The sequence below is a fragment of the Rhizobium sp. NLR22b genome (genome assembly GCF_019685295.1).
GTDB lineage: Bacteria > Pseudomonadota > Alphaproteobacteria > Rhizobiales > Rhizobiaceae > Rhizobium.
The window spans coordinates 1-17,667 of record NZ_JABDWM010000005.1 but is presented as its reverse complement, the minus strand read 5'-3'; the positions used below and the strand labels follow the sequence as shown (position 1 = coordinate 17,667).

The 17,667-nt window shown below is 59.8% G+C and carries 19 protein-coding genes; 14 read left to right on the top strand and 5 right to left on the bottom strand.

Going from position 1 to position 17,667, the window contains the following annotated elements; translation table 11 throughout:
• The first annotated feature begins 26 nt into the window (after window positions 1-26).
• The 11 genes from HJC00_RS09850 (at window position 27) to HJC00_RS09800 (ending at window position 11,849) form a co-directional block, all read left to right on the top strand.
• Window positions 27-449 (top strand): hypothetical protein, encoded by a 423-nt coding sequence (locus tag HJC00_RS09850; protein ID WP_221163921.1) that lies wholly within the window; start codon window positions 27-29, stop codon window positions 447-449.
• A 347-nt stretch (window positions 450-796) separates the two neighbouring features.
• Window positions 797-3,550, top strand: coding sequence for a phage tail length tape measure family protein (locus tag HJC00_RS09845; protein WP_221163920.1), 2,754 nt, complete (start codon window positions 797-799; stop codon window positions 3,548-3,550).
• Window positions 3,551-4,165, top strand: a complete 615-nt coding sequence (locus HJC00_RS09840) for a DUF2460 domain-containing protein (RefSeq protein WP_221163919.1) — start codon at window positions 3,551-3,553, stop codon at window positions 4,163-4,165.
• Window positions 4,162-5,085 (top strand): DUF2163 domain-containing protein, encoded by a 924-nt coding sequence (locus HJC00_RS09835; protein WP_221163918.1) that lies wholly within the window; start codon window positions 4,162-4,164, stop codon window positions 5,083-5,085. The genes HJC00_RS09840 and HJC00_RS09835 overlap by 4 nt, the downstream gene beginning before the upstream one ends.
• A 12-nt stretch (window positions 5,086-5,097) precedes the next feature.
• Window positions 5,098-9,537 (top strand): LamG-like jellyroll fold domain-containing protein, encoded by a 4,440-nt coding sequence (locus HJC00_RS09830; protein WP_221163917.1) that lies wholly within the window; start codon window positions 5,098-5,100, stop codon window positions 9,535-9,537.
• A gap of 72 nt (window positions 9,538-9,609) precedes the next feature.
• Complete coding sequence (locus tag HJC00_RS09825) at window positions 9,610-10,038, top strand: hypothetical protein (RefSeq protein ID WP_221163916.1); 429 nt, start codon at window positions 9,610-9,612, stop codon at window positions 10,036-10,038.
• A gap of 28 nt (window positions 10,039-10,066) precedes the next feature.
• Window positions 10,067-10,282: a hypothetical protein gene (locus HJC00_RS09820; RefSeq protein WP_221163915.1), complete on the top strand. Its 216-nt coding sequence runs from the start codon at window positions 10,067-10,069 to the stop codon at window positions 10,280-10,282.
• Window positions 10,269-10,865 (top strand): lysozyme, encoded by a 597-nt coding sequence (locus HJC00_RS09815; RefSeq protein WP_221163914.1) that lies wholly within the window; start codon window positions 10,269-10,271, stop codon window positions 10,863-10,865. Before HJC00_RS09820 ends, HJC00_RS09815 begins: the two co-directional genes overlap by 14 nt.
• Before the next feature lies 1 nt (window position 10,866).
• Entirely contained in the window at window positions 10,867-11,256 is a 390-nt protein-coding gene (locus HJC00_RS09810; protein ID WP_221163913.1) for a hypothetical protein, read from the top strand.
• Window positions 11,219-11,527 (top strand): hypothetical protein, encoded by a 309-nt coding sequence (locus HJC00_RS09805; protein ID WP_221164034.1) that lies wholly within the window; start codon window positions 11,219-11,221, stop codon window positions 11,525-11,527. Before HJC00_RS09810 ends, HJC00_RS09805 begins: the two co-directional genes overlap by 38 nt.
• The gene (locus tag HJC00_RS09800) at window positions 11,517-11,849 is read left to right on the top strand and encodes a hypothetical protein (protein ID WP_221163912.1); all 333 of its coding nucleotides are present in this window, start codon (window positions 11,517-11,519) and stop codon (window positions 11,847-11,849) included. The genes HJC00_RS09805 and HJC00_RS09800 overlap by 11 nt, the downstream gene beginning before the upstream one ends.
• A 654-nt stretch (window positions 11,850-12,503) precedes the next feature.
• Here HJC00_RS09800 and HJC00_RS09795 read toward each other — a convergent pair.
• Window positions 12,504-12,821 (bottom strand): succinoglycan biosynthesis protein exoi, encoded by a 318-nt coding sequence (locus tag HJC00_RS09795; protein ID WP_221163911.1) that lies wholly within the window; start codon window positions 12,819-12,821, stop codon window positions 12,504-12,506.
• Window positions 12,822-13,171: 350 nt separating this feature from the next.
• On the opposite strand from HJC00_RS09795, the gene HJC00_RS09790 reads away from it, so the two are divergent.
• A complete protein-coding gene (locus tag HJC00_RS09790; RefSeq protein ID WP_259669231.1) occupies window positions 13,172-13,603 on the top strand; it encodes a hypothetical protein in 432 nt (143 codons plus the stop codon).
• A 27-nt stretch (window positions 13,604-13,630) separates the two neighbouring features.
• Here the strand turns inward: HJC00_RS09790 and HJC00_RS09785 are convergent, their stop codons facing one another.
• From HJC00_RS09785 to HJC00_RS09770, 4 genes are all read right to left on the bottom strand, one after another.
• Window positions 13,631-14,005 carry a thermonuclease family protein gene (locus tag HJC00_RS09785; protein WP_221163910.1) on the bottom strand — a complete coding sequence of 125 codons (375 nt, stop codon included), beginning with the start codon at window positions 14,003-14,005 and terminating at the stop codon, window positions 13,631-13,633.
• 210 nt (window positions 14,006-14,215) lie between these two features.
• Window positions 14,216-14,431 (bottom strand): hypothetical protein, encoded by a 216-nt coding sequence (locus tag HJC00_RS09780; RefSeq protein ID WP_221163909.1) that lies wholly within the window; start codon window positions 14,429-14,431, stop codon window positions 14,216-14,218.
• Between the two features lie 3 nt (window positions 14,432-14,434).
• Complete coding sequence (locus HJC00_RS09775; RefSeq protein WP_311044166.1) at window positions 14,435-15,508, bottom strand: SOS response-associated peptidase family protein; 1,074 nt, start codon at window positions 15,506-15,508, stop codon at window positions 14,435-14,437.
• 15 nt (window positions 15,509-15,523) lie between these two features.
• Window positions 15,524-15,724, bottom strand: a complete 201-nt coding sequence (locus tag HJC00_RS09770; RefSeq protein WP_221163908.1) for a hypothetical protein — start codon at window positions 15,722-15,724, stop codon at window positions 15,524-15,526.
• Between the two features lie 364 nt (window positions 15,725-16,088).
• Between HJC00_RS09770 and ligD the strand changes: the two genes are divergently transcribed.
• Together ligD and HJC00_RS09760 are read left to right on the top strand one after the other, a co-directional pair.
• Window positions 16,089-17,150, top strand: a complete 1,062-nt coding sequence (gene ligD, locus HJC00_RS09765) for a non-homologous end-joining DNA ligase (protein WP_221163907.1) — start codon at window positions 16,089-16,091, stop codon at window positions 17,148-17,150.
• A gap of 145 nt (window positions 17,151-17,295) precedes the next feature.
• Entirely contained in the window at window positions 17,296-17,544 is a 249-nt protein-coding gene (locus HJC00_RS09760; RefSeq protein ID WP_221163906.1) for a hypothetical protein, read from the top strand.
• The last annotated feature ends 123 nt before the right edge of the window (window positions 17,545-17,667 follow it).

Here is a 17,667-nt window from a genome sequence, read left to right as displayed (position 1 = left end):
CCATTCCCGACGAAAGGAATCCCGATATGCAGATTGATGGGTTCATCCCCGCCGACAAGACGATCGCGCTCGAGGAGGGTGTCACCTTCGTCTACGACACGCCCTACGGCAATGTGACGATCATCTCCAAGATCGCCGGCGACGACAACGAAGAGTTCACGCAGGCCTTCGTTAAGCTCTCCCAGCGTCACCAGCGCGAGGCCAAGCTCGGGCAGGTCGATCCGGTGAAGCAGTTCTCCGATATCATCCGGCTCTATGCCACGACTGTTGTCCTTAAATGGTCGACGACGGCCAAGTCCGGCGGCAACGCGATCGAGCCATCCGTCGACAACTTTGTGTCGATGATGGAAACCACCGCCTTCCGGCGCGTCTTTGCGCTCTTCCAGGAAGACTGCGGCGACCTCGCCAACTTCCGCAAGGCGCAGGAGGACGAAGCCGCAAAAAACTGATCGAGGCCCTGCTCTGGCATCTGGAGTGGGGCGATCAACTCGAATTCCTTCAGGGCATCGAGGAAGAGACCGGCAAGCGCCCCGCAGCGCTCGCCAGGCGCATTCTGGTCGACGACGGCAACGAACTGTTCTGGAAAGCCTTCCAGACGCTCAGCAAGGCCCGCAGGCCGGCTTTCGACGGTCTCTCCGATATCCTGATCGCCGATATCGTCGCCTTTGCCGATCTGATCGGCCTGCGTGACCTCGATCTGAGATCGCAGCTCTGCCGAATCATCATCGAGATGGATGCGGCGTTCCTTGAATGGGTGCGAGCCCGCAAACCGAAACCGAAGCAAAAGGCCTGAGCGATGGATAGAGGCGTTTCGATTTACATCGATCCGACCGGCGCGCAGACCGGCGGCCGGGTCGTCAAGCGGGAGCTTCAGGAGATCGGGCAGGCGGCCGTGCAAACGCAGCGCCTGACCGATCAGCTTGCCAAGTCGCAGATGGAGGCGGCCAAGTCGGCCCAAGCTTCGGCGCAGGTCATGTTCCAGCAGCTCGACACGCTGCGCGCCAAGTACAATCCGGTATTCGCCGTCATCCAGCGCTACAAGTCGGCGCAGGACGAGATCCGCCAGGCGCACAGGCTCGGGGCTATTTCGACCAATGAAATGGCGGCAGCGCTGTCGCGTGAGCGTCAGGCGTCGCTGTCAGCCATGCAAGCGATCAAGGGGCACACGACCTCAGTCATCGCGGACAATGCCGCATTGCGCGCCGCCTCGTTCCAGCGCCGCAACTTGATCTTCCAGCTGAACGACATTGCCGTCTCGCTCGCCTCGGGCATGAACCCACTGATGGTTGCCGCCCAGCAGGGAAGCCAGATCGGGCAGATCTACATGGGGCAGGGCGGTGTCGTCACGGCGTTGCGTGAGACTGCGGACATGGCTGGCAATCTGGCGGTCAGGTTCGGCCGCATTGGCGTGGCTGCCACCATCGCAGGCGCTGCCGCGGCGGCTGGCCTGTCGCATATTCGCGACGAGGCGCAGAAGGCCCTGGGCTCAACCGTGACTTGGGGGGAAACGCTCACCGCCACGTTCCAGACGATCTGGGATAGCCTTAAATCGGTCTTCGGGCCCGCTGTCTCCACGCTGCTCGACCCGCTGTTCTATGCCTTCGACAAACTGTCGTCGGCCGCCGTCGATATCGCCGAAATGCTGATCAACGTCTTCCGGGCCTGCGGCTATGACATCGCTCTGGTCTTCGATCAGCTTCCGAACATCATCGGCGCCGCGTTCGTCGGCGGGGTGAACGCCGCCATTGAGGAACTCAACAGCCTCGTCAAGTCGACGTCGGATTCGGTGGATCAGATCATCGCGGCGTTCAACAAGATCCCCGGCATCAAAATCCCGTCGATCAACGCGCCGAGCCAGACGATCGCGCCGCGCGATAACACCTATGCCAAGGAACTGGAGCAGGTTGCGAAGGACCGCGACGAGGCAATCAAACGCATTATGTCGGATACGCCCATCCGCGACTTCGGCGGCGCTATCGCTGATCGCATCGGCACCAACCGCGCCCAGTCGCGTCTCTCCGACCTCGCCAACCTCGATTTCTCGAAGTCCATCCAGAGCGCAACCGGGCTTGGTACGGCAGTCACCGGCATCGCCACTGCGGCAAAGCAGGCATCCAGCACCGTCGTCGACGTCAACCAGCAGATGATGGACGCGCGCCGCCAGTCGCTGATCGGCTTCGAACAGCAGGGCGATCAGCTCCGGACGATGAAGACCGAACTGAAGGACATCCAGGCAACGCTCGCCTCTGCAGCCAAGACGCCGGTCTCAGACGTGTTCGGCCGGGACATCGGAGATGCATCCGGAGCGATCGAAGCTGCCGCATCCTCCATCCAGAAGGTGTTCACCGCTCTCGATGGTGGCCAGATAACCGCACAGACGGCTCATGAAAGCCTCGAACTCGTCAGAGCGAGCCTCAAGGCCATGGGCGGGGATTCAAAAGCTGTCGATGCGTGGGTCAATGCCATCATCAACGGCAGCATCCGGGTCCGCGAACTGGACTCCAACATCAAGACGCTCTCCCAGTCGATCATGGGCATCCCCAACAGGGTCATCCAGATCGGCATCCAGCAGTATACGGTCCCCTCATCGGGCGGCGGAACCAAGGGCGTCAACGTCTATGGCGGCAATGCCGATTTCAGCTACCAGCAGTACAATGTCGGCGGCAAGACGATCGGCGTCTCGGGCGGCAACGGCTCCTATGGCCTTCAGCACGGCCTCATCGACGCTGCCGATTACCAGGCGATGTACGAGACGCTCGGCTATGGCGGCGCCCGTGCAGCCGGTGGCCCGACCGATGCCGGCAAGACCTATCTCGTCGGTGAGAAGGGTCCGGAACTGCTGACCATGGGCGGCGCCGGCAACGTCACCAATGCCGACTCCACCGCATCGATCCTCTCCGGCGGCCGGGACACGCTGTCCCTGATTGAGGATCACGACTTCAACACCCTGCAGGAACTCAGGATCCATACCAACTACTTCGAGACATACGAGAGCGACTTCACGGAAATGCTCGCCTGTCTGAAGGCGGTCGAATCCGGCATCGCCTCGGCGGTCACGGCGGCACGCTCGACGGCCAGCGTCTCATATGGCTCCTCGGGCGGCGGTTCTTCCCGTGGCGGCGGTGGCTTCGGCTCGGGCTATGGCTCGGGAGGGACGGGCGGCTCGCCAAATTACAATTCGATCTATTCCGGAATTGGCATTACCTACACCAATGGCACGGGCGCCATTGGCTATGGCACCTACAACATCAGTCCGGGCGTCATTGGCTATCAGAAGAACCCCGGCCTGCATGGCTTTGCGACCGGCGGCCAGATCATGCCGGGTGAAGACCAGAAGGTCGAGTTCTTCAAGAAGAATACCGAGCGGGTGATCGTCGTCGACGACAAGAAGGTCTCGGATAGCCGGAGCGGCGGGCAGGCGGCGGAAAAGCCGACGATCCACGCCCCGATGAACTTCCACTTCAACGGCAATCTCGGCGACCAGAAGTCCCGCCAGGCGATGGCCGACGACATCCGCCGCACCGTCCTCCAAGTCTTGCAGAGCCGATAAATGGTCGATCATCCCAACGCCATCCTCTCCGACAAGCTGGCGGTCGGCTATACCTCGGGCCCTGAGTTCCTCACGGCCATTACGACGGTATCGAGCGGCTTTGAGCGCCGGAACGCACGCAGGGCAAACCCCCGCTGGCGGTTCGATTTCTCCATCGCCGAACTCAATGACGACCAGATCCGGCAGATGCTGGACTTCTACATGGGCCGGCGCGGTCCGCTCTATTCGTGGCTGCTGAAAGACCCGTGGAACTATCAGCTGATCGATGAAACGATCCTGACGGCCGCCGGCGGCGAGACCACAGCGCAGATCATCAAACGCTATGACATCGGCGGCAACCCCTATTCGCGGACCATCCGTTACATAGCCTCCGGCACCCTGAAGGTATTCGTCGACGGCTCGGAAGATACCGGCGCCACGCAGACGAACGGGCTGATCACCCTGTCCGGCGCTCTGTCGGCCCGCGAGGTGGTGACGGTCGGCTCTGAGGCAAGCCCGACCGAATATTACTTTCCGGTCCGGTTCCGCAACGATTTCGCCGGCCTGCAGATGTCATCGCAATCGGCCAATTACGGCTCCATCCAGAGCTTCGACGCGCAGGAGGTGCTGGAATGAGGTCGGCCTCGGCGGCGCTGAAGAGCGCTGCGGCATCGACAGTGACGACGCTCGGCTGGCTGTGCCGTGTCACCACGATCGACGGAGCCGACATCTTCCTCAACAACTTCGGCAAGAACGTCACGGTCGACGGCGACCTCTACCTCGGCAAGCCGGGGTTCGACATTGGCAATATCCGGGTGACCGACGGCCGCGACCCGCCATCTGTCGAACTGATCCTCCCGATCGATGACGGGACACCGATCCTTTTCAATGCGGCGGCGCGGCGGAAGCTCGACCAGGCCCGCATCCGCCTCTATGTCATCGACCACTCGTCGCTCGAGAAGGTCGAGATCGGCTTCCAGTGGTATGTCGGGCAGGTGATTGCGCAGGACAGCCGCAAGGCAACGCTCGACGTCAGGGCAGCCGAGCGGGCGCAGCGCGAGCTGATGCTGAAAGTCTATAAGCCCGGATGCCAGTGGAACCTCGGGGAAGCCGGCTGCGGCGTCAATGTCGCCGGCTCGTGGCAGGACAGCGTTGCCGTCGCCACCTTCACCGATGCCTTCACCTTCACGATCACCGGTGCGCGTCCGGCGGCCATCGATGACTTCTACGCCAACGGCGCGATCAAATTCACCTCCGGCGAGAACGAGGGCTTTTCCTATGCCGTCCGGCGATGGGTGGACGCCACCAACACCGTGAAGCTCTGGGAGCCACTGCGCGCCCCTGTGGCGGCATCTGACACGGCGCTGATCCATGCCGGCTGCGACAAGTCGACCGGCGCCAATGGCTGCGCCCGGTTCTCGAATATCGCTCGGCGGTTTGCCTTCGAGGACCTGCCGACCGGCGATCTAACCTTCAACGTCGTGCAGGTCGTTCCGGTGCAGGCACCGCAGCAAGATGATGACGACTCCGGCGGCGGCTGGGCGTTGGGATATTAACAGAGGCATCTGATGGCGGGTTGGGGTCAAGAACTTCGGTATGGCGTCGGGTTCGGCAGCTACAGCTCGTCGAACGAGCCTGTCGTCACGACAACCCAGACCAGCACCGAGACCAGCATCGGCCTGCCGTCACCGCTGGGCGACAAGATCCCGCAGGGGATCGGCACATTCCCGGTCAACGGTCAGCTCATCGTCGATCCCGATCTGCTCGGCAGCGTCTCCCAGAGCGACACGGCCACGCGGGTCAATCTCGTTCTTGGCTTCTGCGAGACCTCGCTCGGCGGCACGGTCCAGCTGATCAACCTGAAGGCCAACGATGCGTATATCTATCGCACCGAGGCGCCGACCAGGAGCTTTCCCGGCACGATCCGCTTCTATGGCGGCAACCAGGCGGCGCTTGACCCGCTGCTAAGCTCCCATCTCAGCCATCCGACCTATTGGCCGAAGCTCTCCTATGCGGTGCTCGAAGGTTTCGACATCGCGCCCTATGGCAACCAGCTTCCATCCTTCACGGCGGAACTGGCGACCGTCGCAACCGTCAGCACGCTATCCCATGAAGAAGCGACGCTGACCTTCGGCGCCACCTTCGACGGCGGCGGCGCGCATGAGAACGCCATCGATAAGGTCCGGAACCACTATTACACCTCGGATTTCAACGACACGACGGGAGACGTCTATGTCGTCACTTTCGACATCGCGACCAACACCGAGGTCTGCCGCGCCAAGCTGATCCACTCGACGACAATCTATTACACCGGCTATTGGGTGTCGCTCGATGGCTCGGACTATATCGTCGGCGCCCTGAACGAGACGAATCTCGGCCTTTACCGGATGGCCCTGATCAACACCGTCACCGGGCAGGTCGTTACCCTTCTAGCCAACCTTGAGGAGTCGGGAACCACATTCGAGCCTTGTCCGATGGCGGCGCAGCTGATCGCCAGCGATGTGGCGACCAAATACATTGTCTATTCCGACGCGCTCGGCACGATCGACAACGGCAATGCCAGGATGATGGTGACGATCGCCGACATCACGGCTGGCACTCTCACAAACATCGCGCATCAGTTCTCCAACCCTGTCGCGGCGGCCGGTTCGGGCGAAACCTCATCTCTCGCGCTCGGTCCCGTCATCGGCGGCCAGGCGATCATATTCTTCATCGTCGCCGATGTCGGCGGCGGCGAGGACAACGTCGTCTGGAAAGCCCTGTTCTCCCAGGCGGGGCTGGTCTCGGCATCAACCGTCTTCACCGGCACCAACTGCCGAGGCGTGGCCTATGATTTCTCGGACGGTCGGATCGTCATCTATCAGGCAGACGGCCAGCTGACGAAGGTGGATTCCGCCGGCGCCGTGATCTACTCCGTCGCTTCCGGGCTGAGTCTTCTTCGCCTCAACTATCTGGTCTACGAGACCGGCGGCCTGTTCCAGTTCAAGACGCGCATGGGCTTTGCGGCCGGCCGGCTGTTCGGCTCGCATGACATGTACCTGATCGACCTCTCGACCGGGTCGACCACGCTCATCATGGACGGCGATCTGTTCGTCTCGAACTATGACTATTACGACCAGACGACGGGCTATGTCGCGACCTGGGATTCCATCAACGATCCCGGCATGACCCGCTGGACGCTGCCGCAGGCGACGATCCCGACCTCCGATCTGCAGAACATCTACACCAAGCTCGCGGAGTATCGCGGCAAGTTCTCGTCATCGGATCTGATCTTCGACGGCTTCACTGGGGGCGAATGCTATGGCGTCGTCTATTCCTCGGACACGACGCTCGACAATGCCGAGCAGGACGCCAACAACATCTTCGATGTGAAGATCGTCCCGTCCGACGGCAAGCGCAAATATGTGAAGGCGAAGCGCGACGGCTCGTTCGCTCTGGACGATACGATCGATGCTGACGCCATCATCGAGCAGGCGGATTTCAACGTCCAGAAGACCATGGATTCTGACGAGCAGTCTTTGGTCGGAGCGCGCATCTCCTATATCGACAAGAACGCCAATTTCGAACGGACCGATCAGGAATACCGGCGCCCGGTCGGGATCTACTCGGTCACCCGCTCGGACCGGGTCGAAGACGTGTCGACCAACTTCGTCATGTCGTCAGAACAGGCGATGCAGGCGGTCACCACCAAGGTCTACCGCTCCAACTTCGGGCTGGACGTCTATTCCTTCACGCTGGCGCCGGAGAAGTTCTATCTCGAGCCCGCCGACATCGTGCAGTTCGATTTCGAGGGCTTCACGATCGTCGGGCAGATCAACGAAGCCAATCTCTCGGGCGAGCTCTTCACCCAGGAGCTGACCGTCACGCAATATGTGCAGGCGATCGATGCGAGCTTTGCGGGCGTAGACATCAACCTGCCTGACCTGAGCGACCCATCACGGCTGACGCGGTTCCTGTACCTCGATGCGCCGCTGCTCAGCCTCGGCGATGATCTCGGCGGCGCAGCTGTGCGCCAATATGCGATGATGTCTGGCTACGGCTATACCGCGTTCCAGGGCGCCACGCTTTACCGCTCGTTCGATGGCCAGAACTATGGGGTGGTGACCTCCCGTTATGGGGTGACGCCTGTCGTCGGTGTCCTGAAGACCCTCACAGGCTCGCCCGATGCCACCGTCGAAGCCATCGACCACACGACTGTGCTCGAGGTGGCGATCCTGTCCGGCGATACGGACGATCTGGCGACGATCACCGAGGCGCAAATGCTGACGGGTCGGAACAAGGCGCTGATCGGCAAGGCCGGGCGGTGGATCCTGGTCTATTTCCAGACCGTGTCCGTCACGGACAAGATCGCCACGATCTCGAACATCGTCTGGTCATCGCCCTTCTACCAGGCATTCCTGGACGCGCTTGCGGCTGGGGATTATTTCGTTCTGCTTCAGGCTGGCCATCACGTCAGGTTCTCGGGTGATGTGACCAGGCTCGGCGACGAGATTTTCTACAAGGCCGCGACCGATGCTTTCCCGATCACATCGGTGCCGACGGAATCGCATGCCCTCGTCGGTCGCGCGGAAATGCCGTTCCCTCCGCTTCACCTGAACGCGGTCATCGACGGTTCCGATATCGATCTGTCCTGGGATTGGCGCTCGCGCCTCTATGCCGGCTCCATCCTGCCGGGATCGGACAACAGCCCGCTCGGCGAGGCGACGCTGGCCTTCGAAATCGACATCATGGACGGCTCGACGGTCAAGCGGACGCTGACGGCAACGACCAACAGCAAGACCTATCTCGATGCCGACATCACCGCCGACTTCGGCTCTATGCCAGATGAGCTGACATTCCGGGTCTACCAGATCAGCGCGCTCGTCGGCCGCGGCTATGTCGCCGAAAAGACCATCAGCTTCGGCGGGGCAGGATCGGTAGGCGCAGCTGCCGGCGTGGCTGCGGGCGCAGCGGTTGGCCAGGCAAGTATCGCCGCTGTTGGCGCGGCTTCCGGCGTGGGCGCGGCTACTGGTGTCAGCGCAGCCGCTTCGGCATCGGTTGGGGCCTCCAGTGGCACGGCCACCGCGGCAGCAGTTGGCGCAAGTATCGCTGACGCCGTGGCTGCGGCCTCCGGCACCTCGACCGCTGAGGCTGTAGAAGGGCTTCCCGGTGATGGCGCTGGTGATGCAACAGGGACCAGCACCGCGCAAGCTGTTGGTGCATCCGCAGCAGCGGCGACAGCCGGCGCCGCCGGCACTGGAGCGGCGTCTGGAGTCGGTGCAAGTACGGCCGCAGCTACCGCCAGTGCTTCGTCCACAGGGGCGGCTTCGGGTGTTGGTGACTCAAGCCTAAGCGATCCCAACTTCTCGAGTGTCAAGCTGCTCCTCGGCTTCAATGGTACCGACGGTGCAACATCGACAACTGACGAAAGCGGTTCGCCGCACACCATAACCTTCGTTGGTAATGCTCAGCTTGACACGGCGCAGGCCAAGTTCGGTGCCTCCTCGTTGCTGCTGGATGGGTCTGGTGACTATCTCACGCTCACGGATAGCGCTGACTGGGACTTCGGCTCCGGTCAGTTCACTGTCGAGCTCTTTGCGCGACATGCGAGCGGCTTCGGTACCAACGAAGCCTACATCGGTCAGTGGGGTAGCACGAACGCAGAACTGTCGTGGTTCCTGTTCCTCAACGCCGGCTCACTGACGTTCCGGTTCAGGGATACAGGTGGCACTCTTAGAGATACGACTGTTTCTTGGACGCCAACGCAGGATGCCTGGTACCACCTCGCGGTTGATCGTGACGCCAGCAACAAATTCCGCATTTATCGCGACGGCGTGATGGTGGCCAGCAACACCTTCACTCAGACGATACAGAACGGCACAGGCGTCATGGGTATCGGGCGTGTTCCGACATTCACCAGCTTTGATTTCAATGGCTGGTTTGACGAAATACGCATCACCAAGGGCGTTGCCCGCTACGCCAGCGATTCCGGCTTCACCGTTCCAACCTCCGCGTTCCCCCGTTCATAAGAGCGCTCAAGCGCTCGAATACGGCGCTCGAAACCCCAGCAAAAGCCAAGCCTTGAAAGGAAAGGACATCGTATGTCTAAGGGCAACACGTGGGAGAATGATCTCCTGAAACTGATCTTCAATGCGACGGCCATCGCCAACATCGCAGACAACGCAGCGTCGTCGCCGCTCACCAACCTTTACGTCTCGCTGCACACTGCAGATCCTGGCGAGGCTGGCGACCAGACGACGAGCGAGGCGACCTACACCTCCTATGCCCGCGTCGCAGTTGCCCGCACCTCCGGCGGCTGGACGGTCACCAACAACTCGGTGTCGCCGGCCGCTGACATTGTCTTCCCGGCCGCAACCGCCGGCACGAACACCATCACCCATTTCGGCATCGGCACGGCATCATCGGGCGCAGGCAAGCTCCTCTATTCCGGCACGGTCACCCCGAACATCTCGGTATCCAGCGGCGTCACGCCTCGCCTGACGACCGCCTCGACCGTCACCGAGGACTGATCCTCCTCCCGCAGCGGGAACACCCCCTATGAAACTGATCCGCAACAAGCGCCGCGTGCTCACGTGGTCGCTGGCCCTTTGGCCTGTCTACCTCGCAGGCCTGCTGGGTCTCGCGCCTTACATCGTGCCGTTCCTCGACGGGTGGCTGCCCCGGTGGGCGCTGGTCCTCATCCTGGCGCTTTCACCGTTCGGCCGCGTCATCGAGCAGAAGAAACTCAAGGAAACCGACGATGCCGATCAATAAGATTAGCGCCACCAACCGCGGCAAGGCTGCGATCGCGGCTGCCCTCATCGCCGCTGCAGCCGGCGGATGGCAGAGCGTCAAGGACACATCGCCGACGGTTCACCCGCCGGCCGTCATCCTCGCCAAAAAGGCCCTGATCGAAACGTGGGAAGGCATGGTGCTCGAGGCCCATTACGACCCTTTCGCCAAGATCTATGACATCTGCTACGGCAAAACCCGGATCGCCGGCAAGCTGATCGCCAAGGGCATGAAGTTCACCAAGGAGGAATGCGCCGCCTTCCTCGAGGACGACCTCTACGCCGACTATTACCAGCCGCTCGTCAAGAAGGTCCCGGCCTACACGACGTTCCCGGTCAGCGTCCAAGCCTCGCAGCTCTCCGGCGCCTACAACTTCGGTGTCGGCGGCATGGTCAATTCGACGGCAATGGAACTCGCCCGTGAGGGGAAGTTCCGGGAAGCCTGCGAAGCCCAGACCAAATGGAACAGGGCAGGGGGCCGGGTTGTGAACGGCCTCGTGAAGCGGCGCGAGATGGGAGACGCCCAGCGCATCGGCGAAGCTGAGCTTTGCGTCTCAGGACTTTGACATGTGGTCCGTCCTCGTATGGTTTGCCGGGTCCAAGATCGGCCGGCTCATCCTAGGCATCGGGATCATCGCTTTTTTTATCTTCAGCTTCCGTGTGTGGCTCGCCTGGCACGACGCATCCTTGGTCAAGCAGGCCACGGCTCAGATGGTCACGAAGTTCGAGCGCGACGCCATCGCCGCGCAGCTCGCAAAGGAAAGGCGAGACGCGGCTGCGGCGGCACAATCCCTTGAGGAACACAGAAAACGTCTGGACGCGGCCCTGAAGTCCGAAGATGCAGCGGCCGAACGTCGCGAAGCGGAGATCGCCGATTATGAGAAGCGCCTACGTGAGGCTGGCCGCGCCTGCCTGCTTGATGCTGACGATATTAAGTGGTTGCGCCGGAAGCATTGACCGACGGCTGAATATCGCGGCGACTGCCCAGGGGGAGGCTCAAGCCGCGCCCCAAGCGGTGATTGTTCCAGATGACTGCCGGAAGCAGGAACCCCATGCGGCGCTTCCCGAGGGCGCCGAAAAGCTCTCTGTTCTCGATCGGGAGCGCGACGCGCTCGATCGCGCCAACGCGCGGGTGATCCGCTGCGCCGACCATATCGACGATTTCAACGCCCGCCAGACCGGCGGTCAATCCACCCCGAACGCAGATGGGAAAAATAATGCCAGATGATATCCGTTGGCTGATCGGGGCCTTAATCACGGTGTCGACGTTTGTCGGTGGGCTCGTCTTTGCGACCTTCAACAACATCAAGACGCGGATCAATGCTGTGGATGAGCGGCTATCGGGAAAGATCGAAGCGGGCGATGACGTCCTGCATGACCGGCTGAATAGGATCCGGGACGAGTACGTCCGCCGCTCCGATCTCGACGGCCACATCCACCGCCTGGAATCCAGCATTAAGGATCTTCGCGAAGAGCACCGGGAGACGTCCAAGGAAACCACCCGACGGCTCGACGCCATCATCGCGTCACTGGCCAAAAACAACGCGTGAGAGAAAGTCGGGCCGTGCGGAGCGTCGCTTGGGAGCGGACCGGAAAATTGCCTCCGCACGACCCAACTCTGGGGAGTTTGGATCGCTAAGAGGAAGTGCATTATGCGAACTGAAGGTACTGACTTTCCCCCGCGATCCGGTGAGTTAACCTTATTGTCCCAATGTGGTTCCGGTACGATGCCGGACAAAAAAGCCCCGCCGAAAGCGGGGCAAGTTTTGACAACAAAGAGGGACTGACCAAGTTCCACTACGGCGTTGGACATAGTTTAACTCAGCTTGGCAACAAAGGTGTTATTTGCTTTGCCAGGGAGGTTCTGACTGGATACACAGCAACATTGCTAAAACCTCCCTGGCGTCCTCTCGACAAGGATGAAGAAAATCTATCTCGAATCTTACCGAGAAGAAGATGGACTAAGGTCGGGCTATCGGGCGCCGAGGCTTGTATAGCGGTTCCAGTATCAATCCGACAAAAAAGCCCCGCATTTTCGCGGGGGGTGAGCACCATGGGGTTATTTTGTAAGGCATTGCGCACTTAGGCGCCGCACAACAATGTTGCTCGAAATTCTCTTTAATGACAATAAGTAGTACTTTATCATTTAGACTTACAGAACGACCGATATGCACGCGGCCTTTCACATTCAGGCAATCTCCGCGTTACGATTTCGATTTCCGCCAGCCGGCGGTCCAAGCTTCAAACTCGGAGCAGAACCACCGTTCGCCATACTGAGGGCTGATCTTCGTCTGCTCGTAGTATTTCTGCCCCGGCACATGGAAGATGCGCTCGCCAGTCTCGATGGAGATGTTGCCCTTGATCCTGCACGATAGCCCGGAGCCGCCAGATGCGTTCCATGAGGCCAGCATGTCGCTGGCGGTCCACCCGCCGGCCGCACCAAAGGCGACCGCACCGATGACCAAACCCGGCGCCCTTAGCAGCACCGATTTCTTCTGTGGAACGCGATACCCCCGACGCATGCCCCATCCCCGCCATTTCGCGCGAAGATTGTATCCGTGCTAGAGCACGGCGAATATCTATCCAAAAGGCTTATGCGGCAGTGCTGAAGGTCAATAAGAAGCGCATCACCCAGCTTAATGGACCACTGTGACAAGCGTGGGTTCCTGTTTCACGTTGCCCGCTTTGAAGTTGAGTAACGCATATAATCAGGCATAGTCAGGGCATGCTTGATCTCTCGTTCCCTTGGGCCATCGGTCCCATCCCCATAGCCTTAGCTGCCTGGGCATCTTATGGTCTTTACCGTGCAGTTGTTACTCGCGACGGGGTTACGTGGGCGTCAGTAGTTTCACTGCTTGGTCTGGTGCCATTCATGGCTGCACTCACTGTCTATTTAGTGAAGCCAGTTATCGACCAAACACTTGTGCTGATAATAGCCCAAACTATCGCTACGGGAGTGTGCTTCTCGCTCGGAAAGCTGCTTTGGTCCGTTCAAAAAACGAAACCTGAACTGTCTCTCAGGCGTCCCGACGGGAACGTGTTTTACGGCATGTGCATCTGTCTGAGCTTCCTGATTTTCATCGACGGACTTTTCTTTTTATTCCCCAACGCCTGGAAGTGTGAACCTTTCAGAGGAGTCATTGCTAATAAGTGTGTCGGGCAGGAATTGTTTATCGGAATTCGTGACCTTCCAATCGCAGTTTATTTTTGGGTTCTCATGGGCATTCCCCCACTGGCTGGACTGAGTCTCGGAATCTGGGCGCTGCTTACCGGCGACCGAAGTGCGAAAGACAGTGCCGGCTGAGGTCCGTTGGGTTGGCGGTCGGCTGGCTTAGTCGCACCAATCGTTCCTCAGTTTTGGACTCCAACTGCGAGCGAATCCTTCCGTGAGCAGCTTCTTTCCGATCTCTTCCCCGTTCGTTCGATAGATGTTGATGAGCGGTCGGTGCGATGGCGTCCTGTCGACCGCGCCGCTGAAGACGACCCTCAAGCCCTTTTCAGCCAAAAGCTCTTTCAGCCTGCCCTTAGCAATCAGCGCCAGTTTTCGTTCCTTCAAGCACTTCGCGTGGCTCCCGATCTCCGGCGTATCGATGCCCGATACGAACGGAACTCCTTCCCCCAGCAGTCGCATGTTCTGCCCATCGCATTTCACGGTGTCGCCGTCGACGGCCGTCAGCGAGGCGCAGAGGATCAGTCCAGCAATCATATCGAGGAGCTCCGTTTCCTCACTTCATTCCATGTGGTCGCCGCCCGCCAGGCCCCATGCTCCCGTTGTGTGTCGGGGCTGCGGAAAAATAACGCCGTTTCAACTGTAATTGTCTCCCCGCATTTGCGGCATGATATGACTGAGACGGGGCCATATGATGCTGTCGGCTGGTGCCCGCAGCGGCAGCGGTCAAGGCGCGGAACTGTGTCGTCATCCATCTCGATCGGCAGCTTCGAGCTTTCTTCTGAGCGCCTGCTCTTGCTCATAGTTTTTGTACGGGAAATGCTCCCAGCACCACCAGCGGACAGGAATCGCTTTGGATGGGCTATGACCGAAGCCGCCCCACTTCTGGCACCCGGTCTCCTCGCAATAGTGCTCGAAGTGCACGGTCGAGCCGGGTGCGGTTGAATGGTTCGTGATGCTCATTTGCTAAACCAAAGTGAGTTGCGGATCTGCCGCGGCCAAAGTCGCCACAGGCGGTAACAGGACGATTTGACCGTCCGGCAAAGGCCGCTGCAGCTTGCATGCCTCGTCCCATGGGGCTGACAGCCACGTTTCAACTTCATCCTGGCTGGACAATATAACGGGCATCGCCTTTTGATGGATTGGCGCAACGACTGCATTTGGCTCCGTGGTGAGGAAGGCGAACCGGTCGGTCGTGATCAGTCCTTCCTTGATCTTCCGCACGCTCGTCCACTGCGGGACCCAAAGCCCTGCGAAGAACATCAGAGTCCCGTCAGGCGCGCCAAACCACGCATTCGGCGTCCTTCCGCCTTCCGGCTTATTCGTTGGGTCCGGCTCGGCAAAGCGCGTGAATGGAACCACACAACGATTTTCAATGCCAAGCCAGCGTCGCCAATGTTTGCTGCTCACATTGCGGACGTTTGTCGTGCCGCCATCTGGCTCCATCTTCAGGAGTTCGTCGAAGTCGACGGCCTTTCCCTTCTTGCGCAACCCGTCAGCGCGTTTGGTCGTTGCGTCGAATAGAGCCTTCGACGAGCTCGGCAGCCCCCATCGAACGTTGGCCAGTTCTCGGCCCGCCGGCGTGTTGCGGACGATCGGCGCCATCCGGTCCGGCCAGATCTCTTGTTGCGGCTCCATATTGCCGGTGCTGTCGACCATCGCGCGGGTGATGGCTCGGATTTCCTCTTGGTTACTCATCACCCGGTACAGATTGCACACATCGCCCTCCTTCGGCGTCCACACGCCTTTGCTGCTCACTTCGTCCGTGTCGATGAATTGACCGTTCCAACGGTCCCTGAACTGCCTTGCAGCTTCGCGGCTGCCAAAGCAAAAGACAAGATAGGTGTCCCACTCCACATGCGCCCAATAGGACTTTGAAGCGCGATCGATGGCCGGCGCAGAGTTGATGATTTCACCTCGTTGGCGGAAGGCGTGGGCAGCCTCGCCCGCTTCATAGTTGCCCCACCATATGATCACGTGGTGCGGAAGATCGGCATTCAGGCGCCAGCGGGCGAGGGGGTTGTTTCGTCGGCTAGCCATCTCTCAACCCCTCGTTCAGGCTCGATCGTATGTCGGCCGCCAGCCGCGCGTCATGCCTCGGCCCATCGCGCCTTCGGTCAATACCAGCTGCCAGCGAAGGTGACGGATGTCTGCGAGGAGGGTTCCAATGGCGGCCTGCGCGTCGCCTTTGTGATAAGCAAGCACCTCTCCAATCTCATCATCAACCATGGCTTCGCCAATCGGCTGCTCGCGCATATCCGTCTCCATACTTCCAGTTTTCAGATTGGCGGCCGCCTCGCCGATGTTCTTATTATGTTCACGTCAGCGATGGAGTCAATAATGCTCTGTCGCTTTTTAGGGGCTTATGTGTCCTGGATGCGTGCCCAGCAAATGCCAAAATCAATTAATACTACATTCGATCATAAAAAATGCCCCGCCGAAGCGGGGCAAGTTACACAACACGGATCGCACAGGAGGAACACCCGTGCTTTCCTAGCGATTAACGAAGTAGCGTTGAGCTATGTTCCACTACGTTGTCAATAGAATTTATTGCGCGGCGACGGATTAATACCTATTCCGGGTCAATTGCTTTTTATGACGTTGCTGCTGAACTGCGGGGATGACAAAGCCGCCACGCAAGCCTTCACAGCCGCTGCTCGGTGAACCCGAAGCGCCGATCCGCAGCCGCCCGCGTAAGAAGCGTGACCCGGCGCAGCATCAGCTCACCCTCGATCCAATGCCGGCGCGCATCGATCCCTGCCTGGCGCTGCTGAAGCCGCGGCCGCCGAAAGGCCGGCAATGGGCGTTCGAGGTGAAATGGGACGGGTACCGTCTGGCCGTTCATATCGAACCGAAGGGCGTCAGGATCCTGACACGCGGCGGCCACGACTGGTCCGACCGCTTCCCTGCCATCGTGGCCCAGGCGAAACGTCTTCCTGTCTCGACAGCGATATTGGACGGCGAGGCTGTCGTATTCGACGAGCACGGCCGGTCTGACTTTGGAAAGCTTCAGCAATCGCTCGGCGGCCGCGGCGGAAAGCGGACATCGTGGGAATCGGTCCTGATGGCCTTCGACCTGCTCTACCTCGACGGCCATGATCTCACCGGGACAGAGCTCACCGCTCGGCGTCATCTCCTCGAGGGGATAGTCCCGGCCGGCGGTGAGGAGGCTATTCGTCTCTCCGAGGAGATCGAGGCGGATGGTGACAAGCTCTTTCGCATCGCGTGTGAGCATGGGCTCGAGGGCATCATCGCGAAAGACCGGAACAGCACCTATCGCAGCGGCCGCGGCGGCGAATGGCAGAAGATCAAATGCATCCAGAGCGGCGGCTTCGCCATCGTCGGCTATCAGAAGTCCAGCTCGGCATTCGGGAATATCCGCGCGCTGCTGCTTGCGGCGCGAAAAGAAGGCGAGCTGGTCTATGTCGGATCAGTCGGAACTGGCTTTAAGGCAAACCAGGCATTGGAGCTTCGCGCTGCGATGGACAAGCTTAACGTGTCGGCGCCTGCTGTGAGATATTCCGGCGGCCGCAAGAATCTGGCTTGGATCAAGCCTACACTCGTCGCCGAGATTGAATTTCGTGCCTGGACGCATGACGGAAAGCTGCGGCATCCGTCATATAAGGGGCTCCGGGATACGGCTGATGAGGCGACGGTTTATGAGATACCCACTGAGCCATGATAGCGCTGCGCTAACGATGCGCGCAGTCGTATCGCGATATATCGAAGCGATGTCTTCGTTTCGGAGATTTCGGCTTAGACATTGAGAGATCGAGTTATATTTGGTATATTTTTCCGTTCTCTAAAATAGTGAGGAGGAATTGGTCATGGCATTTACTAAATATCCCGATATGCCCGAGCCGATTAAGTTCGATGAGGCAGCAATAAAGAAAATGATCGAAGAAGCGATTGGAAAATGGATTGATATTCCGATCAACAAATACATCGGACTTGATCCACCACGGCAAAAAGAGGTGATGGACTCTGTTGTAGCCAACTTGCAAGAGCTTCAGTCTCAAATTCCCGACAGTAGCGAGGTTCTGAATTCAGCAGTTCAGGGTGTGACTGATGCGTAAGCGCGAATTTCTATGCGCCTTTTGAAGCGGAGTGCTCTGATGCATGAAGTGTCCACCAAAAACAGGTGGACACCAAATCATGGACGATGCTCCTAAACTGCAGGTGCGGCTTGTTGGCCGCGA

What these genes read in the sequence shown, in the direction of transcription:
- HJC00_RS09850 (WP_221163921.1), top strand. Translation starts at nt 27, where the DNA reads ATGCAGATTGATGGGTTCATCCCCGCCGACAAGACGATCGCGCTCGAG.
- HJC00_RS09845 (WP_221163920.1), top strand. Translation starts at nt 797, where the DNA reads ATGGATAGAGGCGTTTCGATTTACATCGATCCGACCGGCGCGCAGACC.
- HJC00_RS09840 (WP_221163919.1), top strand. Translation starts at nt 3,551, where the DNA reads ATGGTCGATCATCCCAACGCCATCCTCTCCGACAAGCTGGCGGTCGGC.
- HJC00_RS09835 (WP_221163918.1), top strand. Translation starts at nt 4,162, where the DNA reads ATGAGGTCGGCCTCGGCGGCGCTGAAGAGCGCTGCGGCATCGACAGTG.
- HJC00_RS09830 (WP_221163917.1), top strand. Translation starts at nt 5,098, where the DNA reads ATGGCGGGTTGGGGTCAAGAACTTCGGTATGGCGTCGGGTTCGGCAGC.
- HJC00_RS09825 (WP_221163916.1), top strand. Translation starts at nt 9,610, where the DNA reads ATGTCTAAGGGCAACACGTGGGAGAATGATCTCCTGAAACTGATCTTC.
- HJC00_RS09820 (WP_221163915.1), top strand. Translation starts at nt 10,067, where the DNA reads ATGAAACTGATCCGCAACAAGCGCCGCGTGCTCACGTGGTCGCTGGCC.
- HJC00_RS09815 (WP_221163914.1), top strand. Translation starts at nt 10,269, where the DNA reads ATGCCGATCAATAAGATTAGCGCCACCAACCGCGGCAAGGCTGCGATC.
- HJC00_RS09810 (WP_221163913.1), top strand. Translation starts at nt 10,867, where the DNA reads ATGTGGTCCGTCCTCGTATGGTTTGCCGGGTCCAAGATCGGCCGGCTC.
- HJC00_RS09805 (WP_221164034.1), top strand. Translation starts at nt 11,219, where the DNA reads ATGCTGACGATATTAAGTGGTTGCGCCGGAAGCATTGACCGACGGCTG.
- HJC00_RS09800 (WP_221163912.1), top strand. Translation starts at nt 11,517, where the DNA reads ATGCCAGATGATATCCGTTGGCTGATCGGGGCCTTAATCACGGTGTCG.
- HJC00_RS09795 (WP_221163911.1), bottom strand. Translation starts at nt 12,821, where the DNA reads ATGCGTCGGGGGTATCGCGTTCCACAGAAGAAATCGGTGCTGCTAAGG.
- HJC00_RS09790 (WP_259669231.1), top strand. Translation starts at nt 13,172, where the DNA reads ATGGCTGCACTCACTGTCTATTTAGTGAAGCCAGTTATCGACCAAACA.
- HJC00_RS09785 (WP_221163910.1), bottom strand. Translation starts at nt 14,005, where the DNA reads ATGATTGCTGGACTGATCCTCTGCGCCTCGCTGACGGCCGTCGACGGC.
- HJC00_RS09780 (WP_221163909.1), bottom strand. Translation starts at nt 14,431, where the DNA reads ATGAGCATCACGAACCATTCAACCGCACCCGGCTCGACCGTGCACTTC.
- HJC00_RS09775 (WP_311044166.1), bottom strand. Translation starts at nt 15,508, where the DNA reads ATGGCTAGCCGACGAAACAACCCCCTCGCCCGCTGGCGCCTGAATGCC.
- HJC00_RS09770 (WP_221163908.1), bottom strand. Translation starts at nt 15,724, where the DNA reads ATGCGCGAGCAGCCGATTGGCGAAGCCATGGTTGATGATGAGATTGGA.
- ligD (WP_221163907.1), top strand. Translation starts at nt 16,089, where the DNA reads ATGACAAAGCCGCCACGCAAGCCTTCACAGCCGCTGCTCGGTGAACCC.
- HJC00_RS09760 (WP_221163906.1), top strand. Translation starts at nt 17,296, where the DNA reads ATGGCATTTACTAAATATCCCGATATGCCCGAGCCGATTAAGTTCGAT.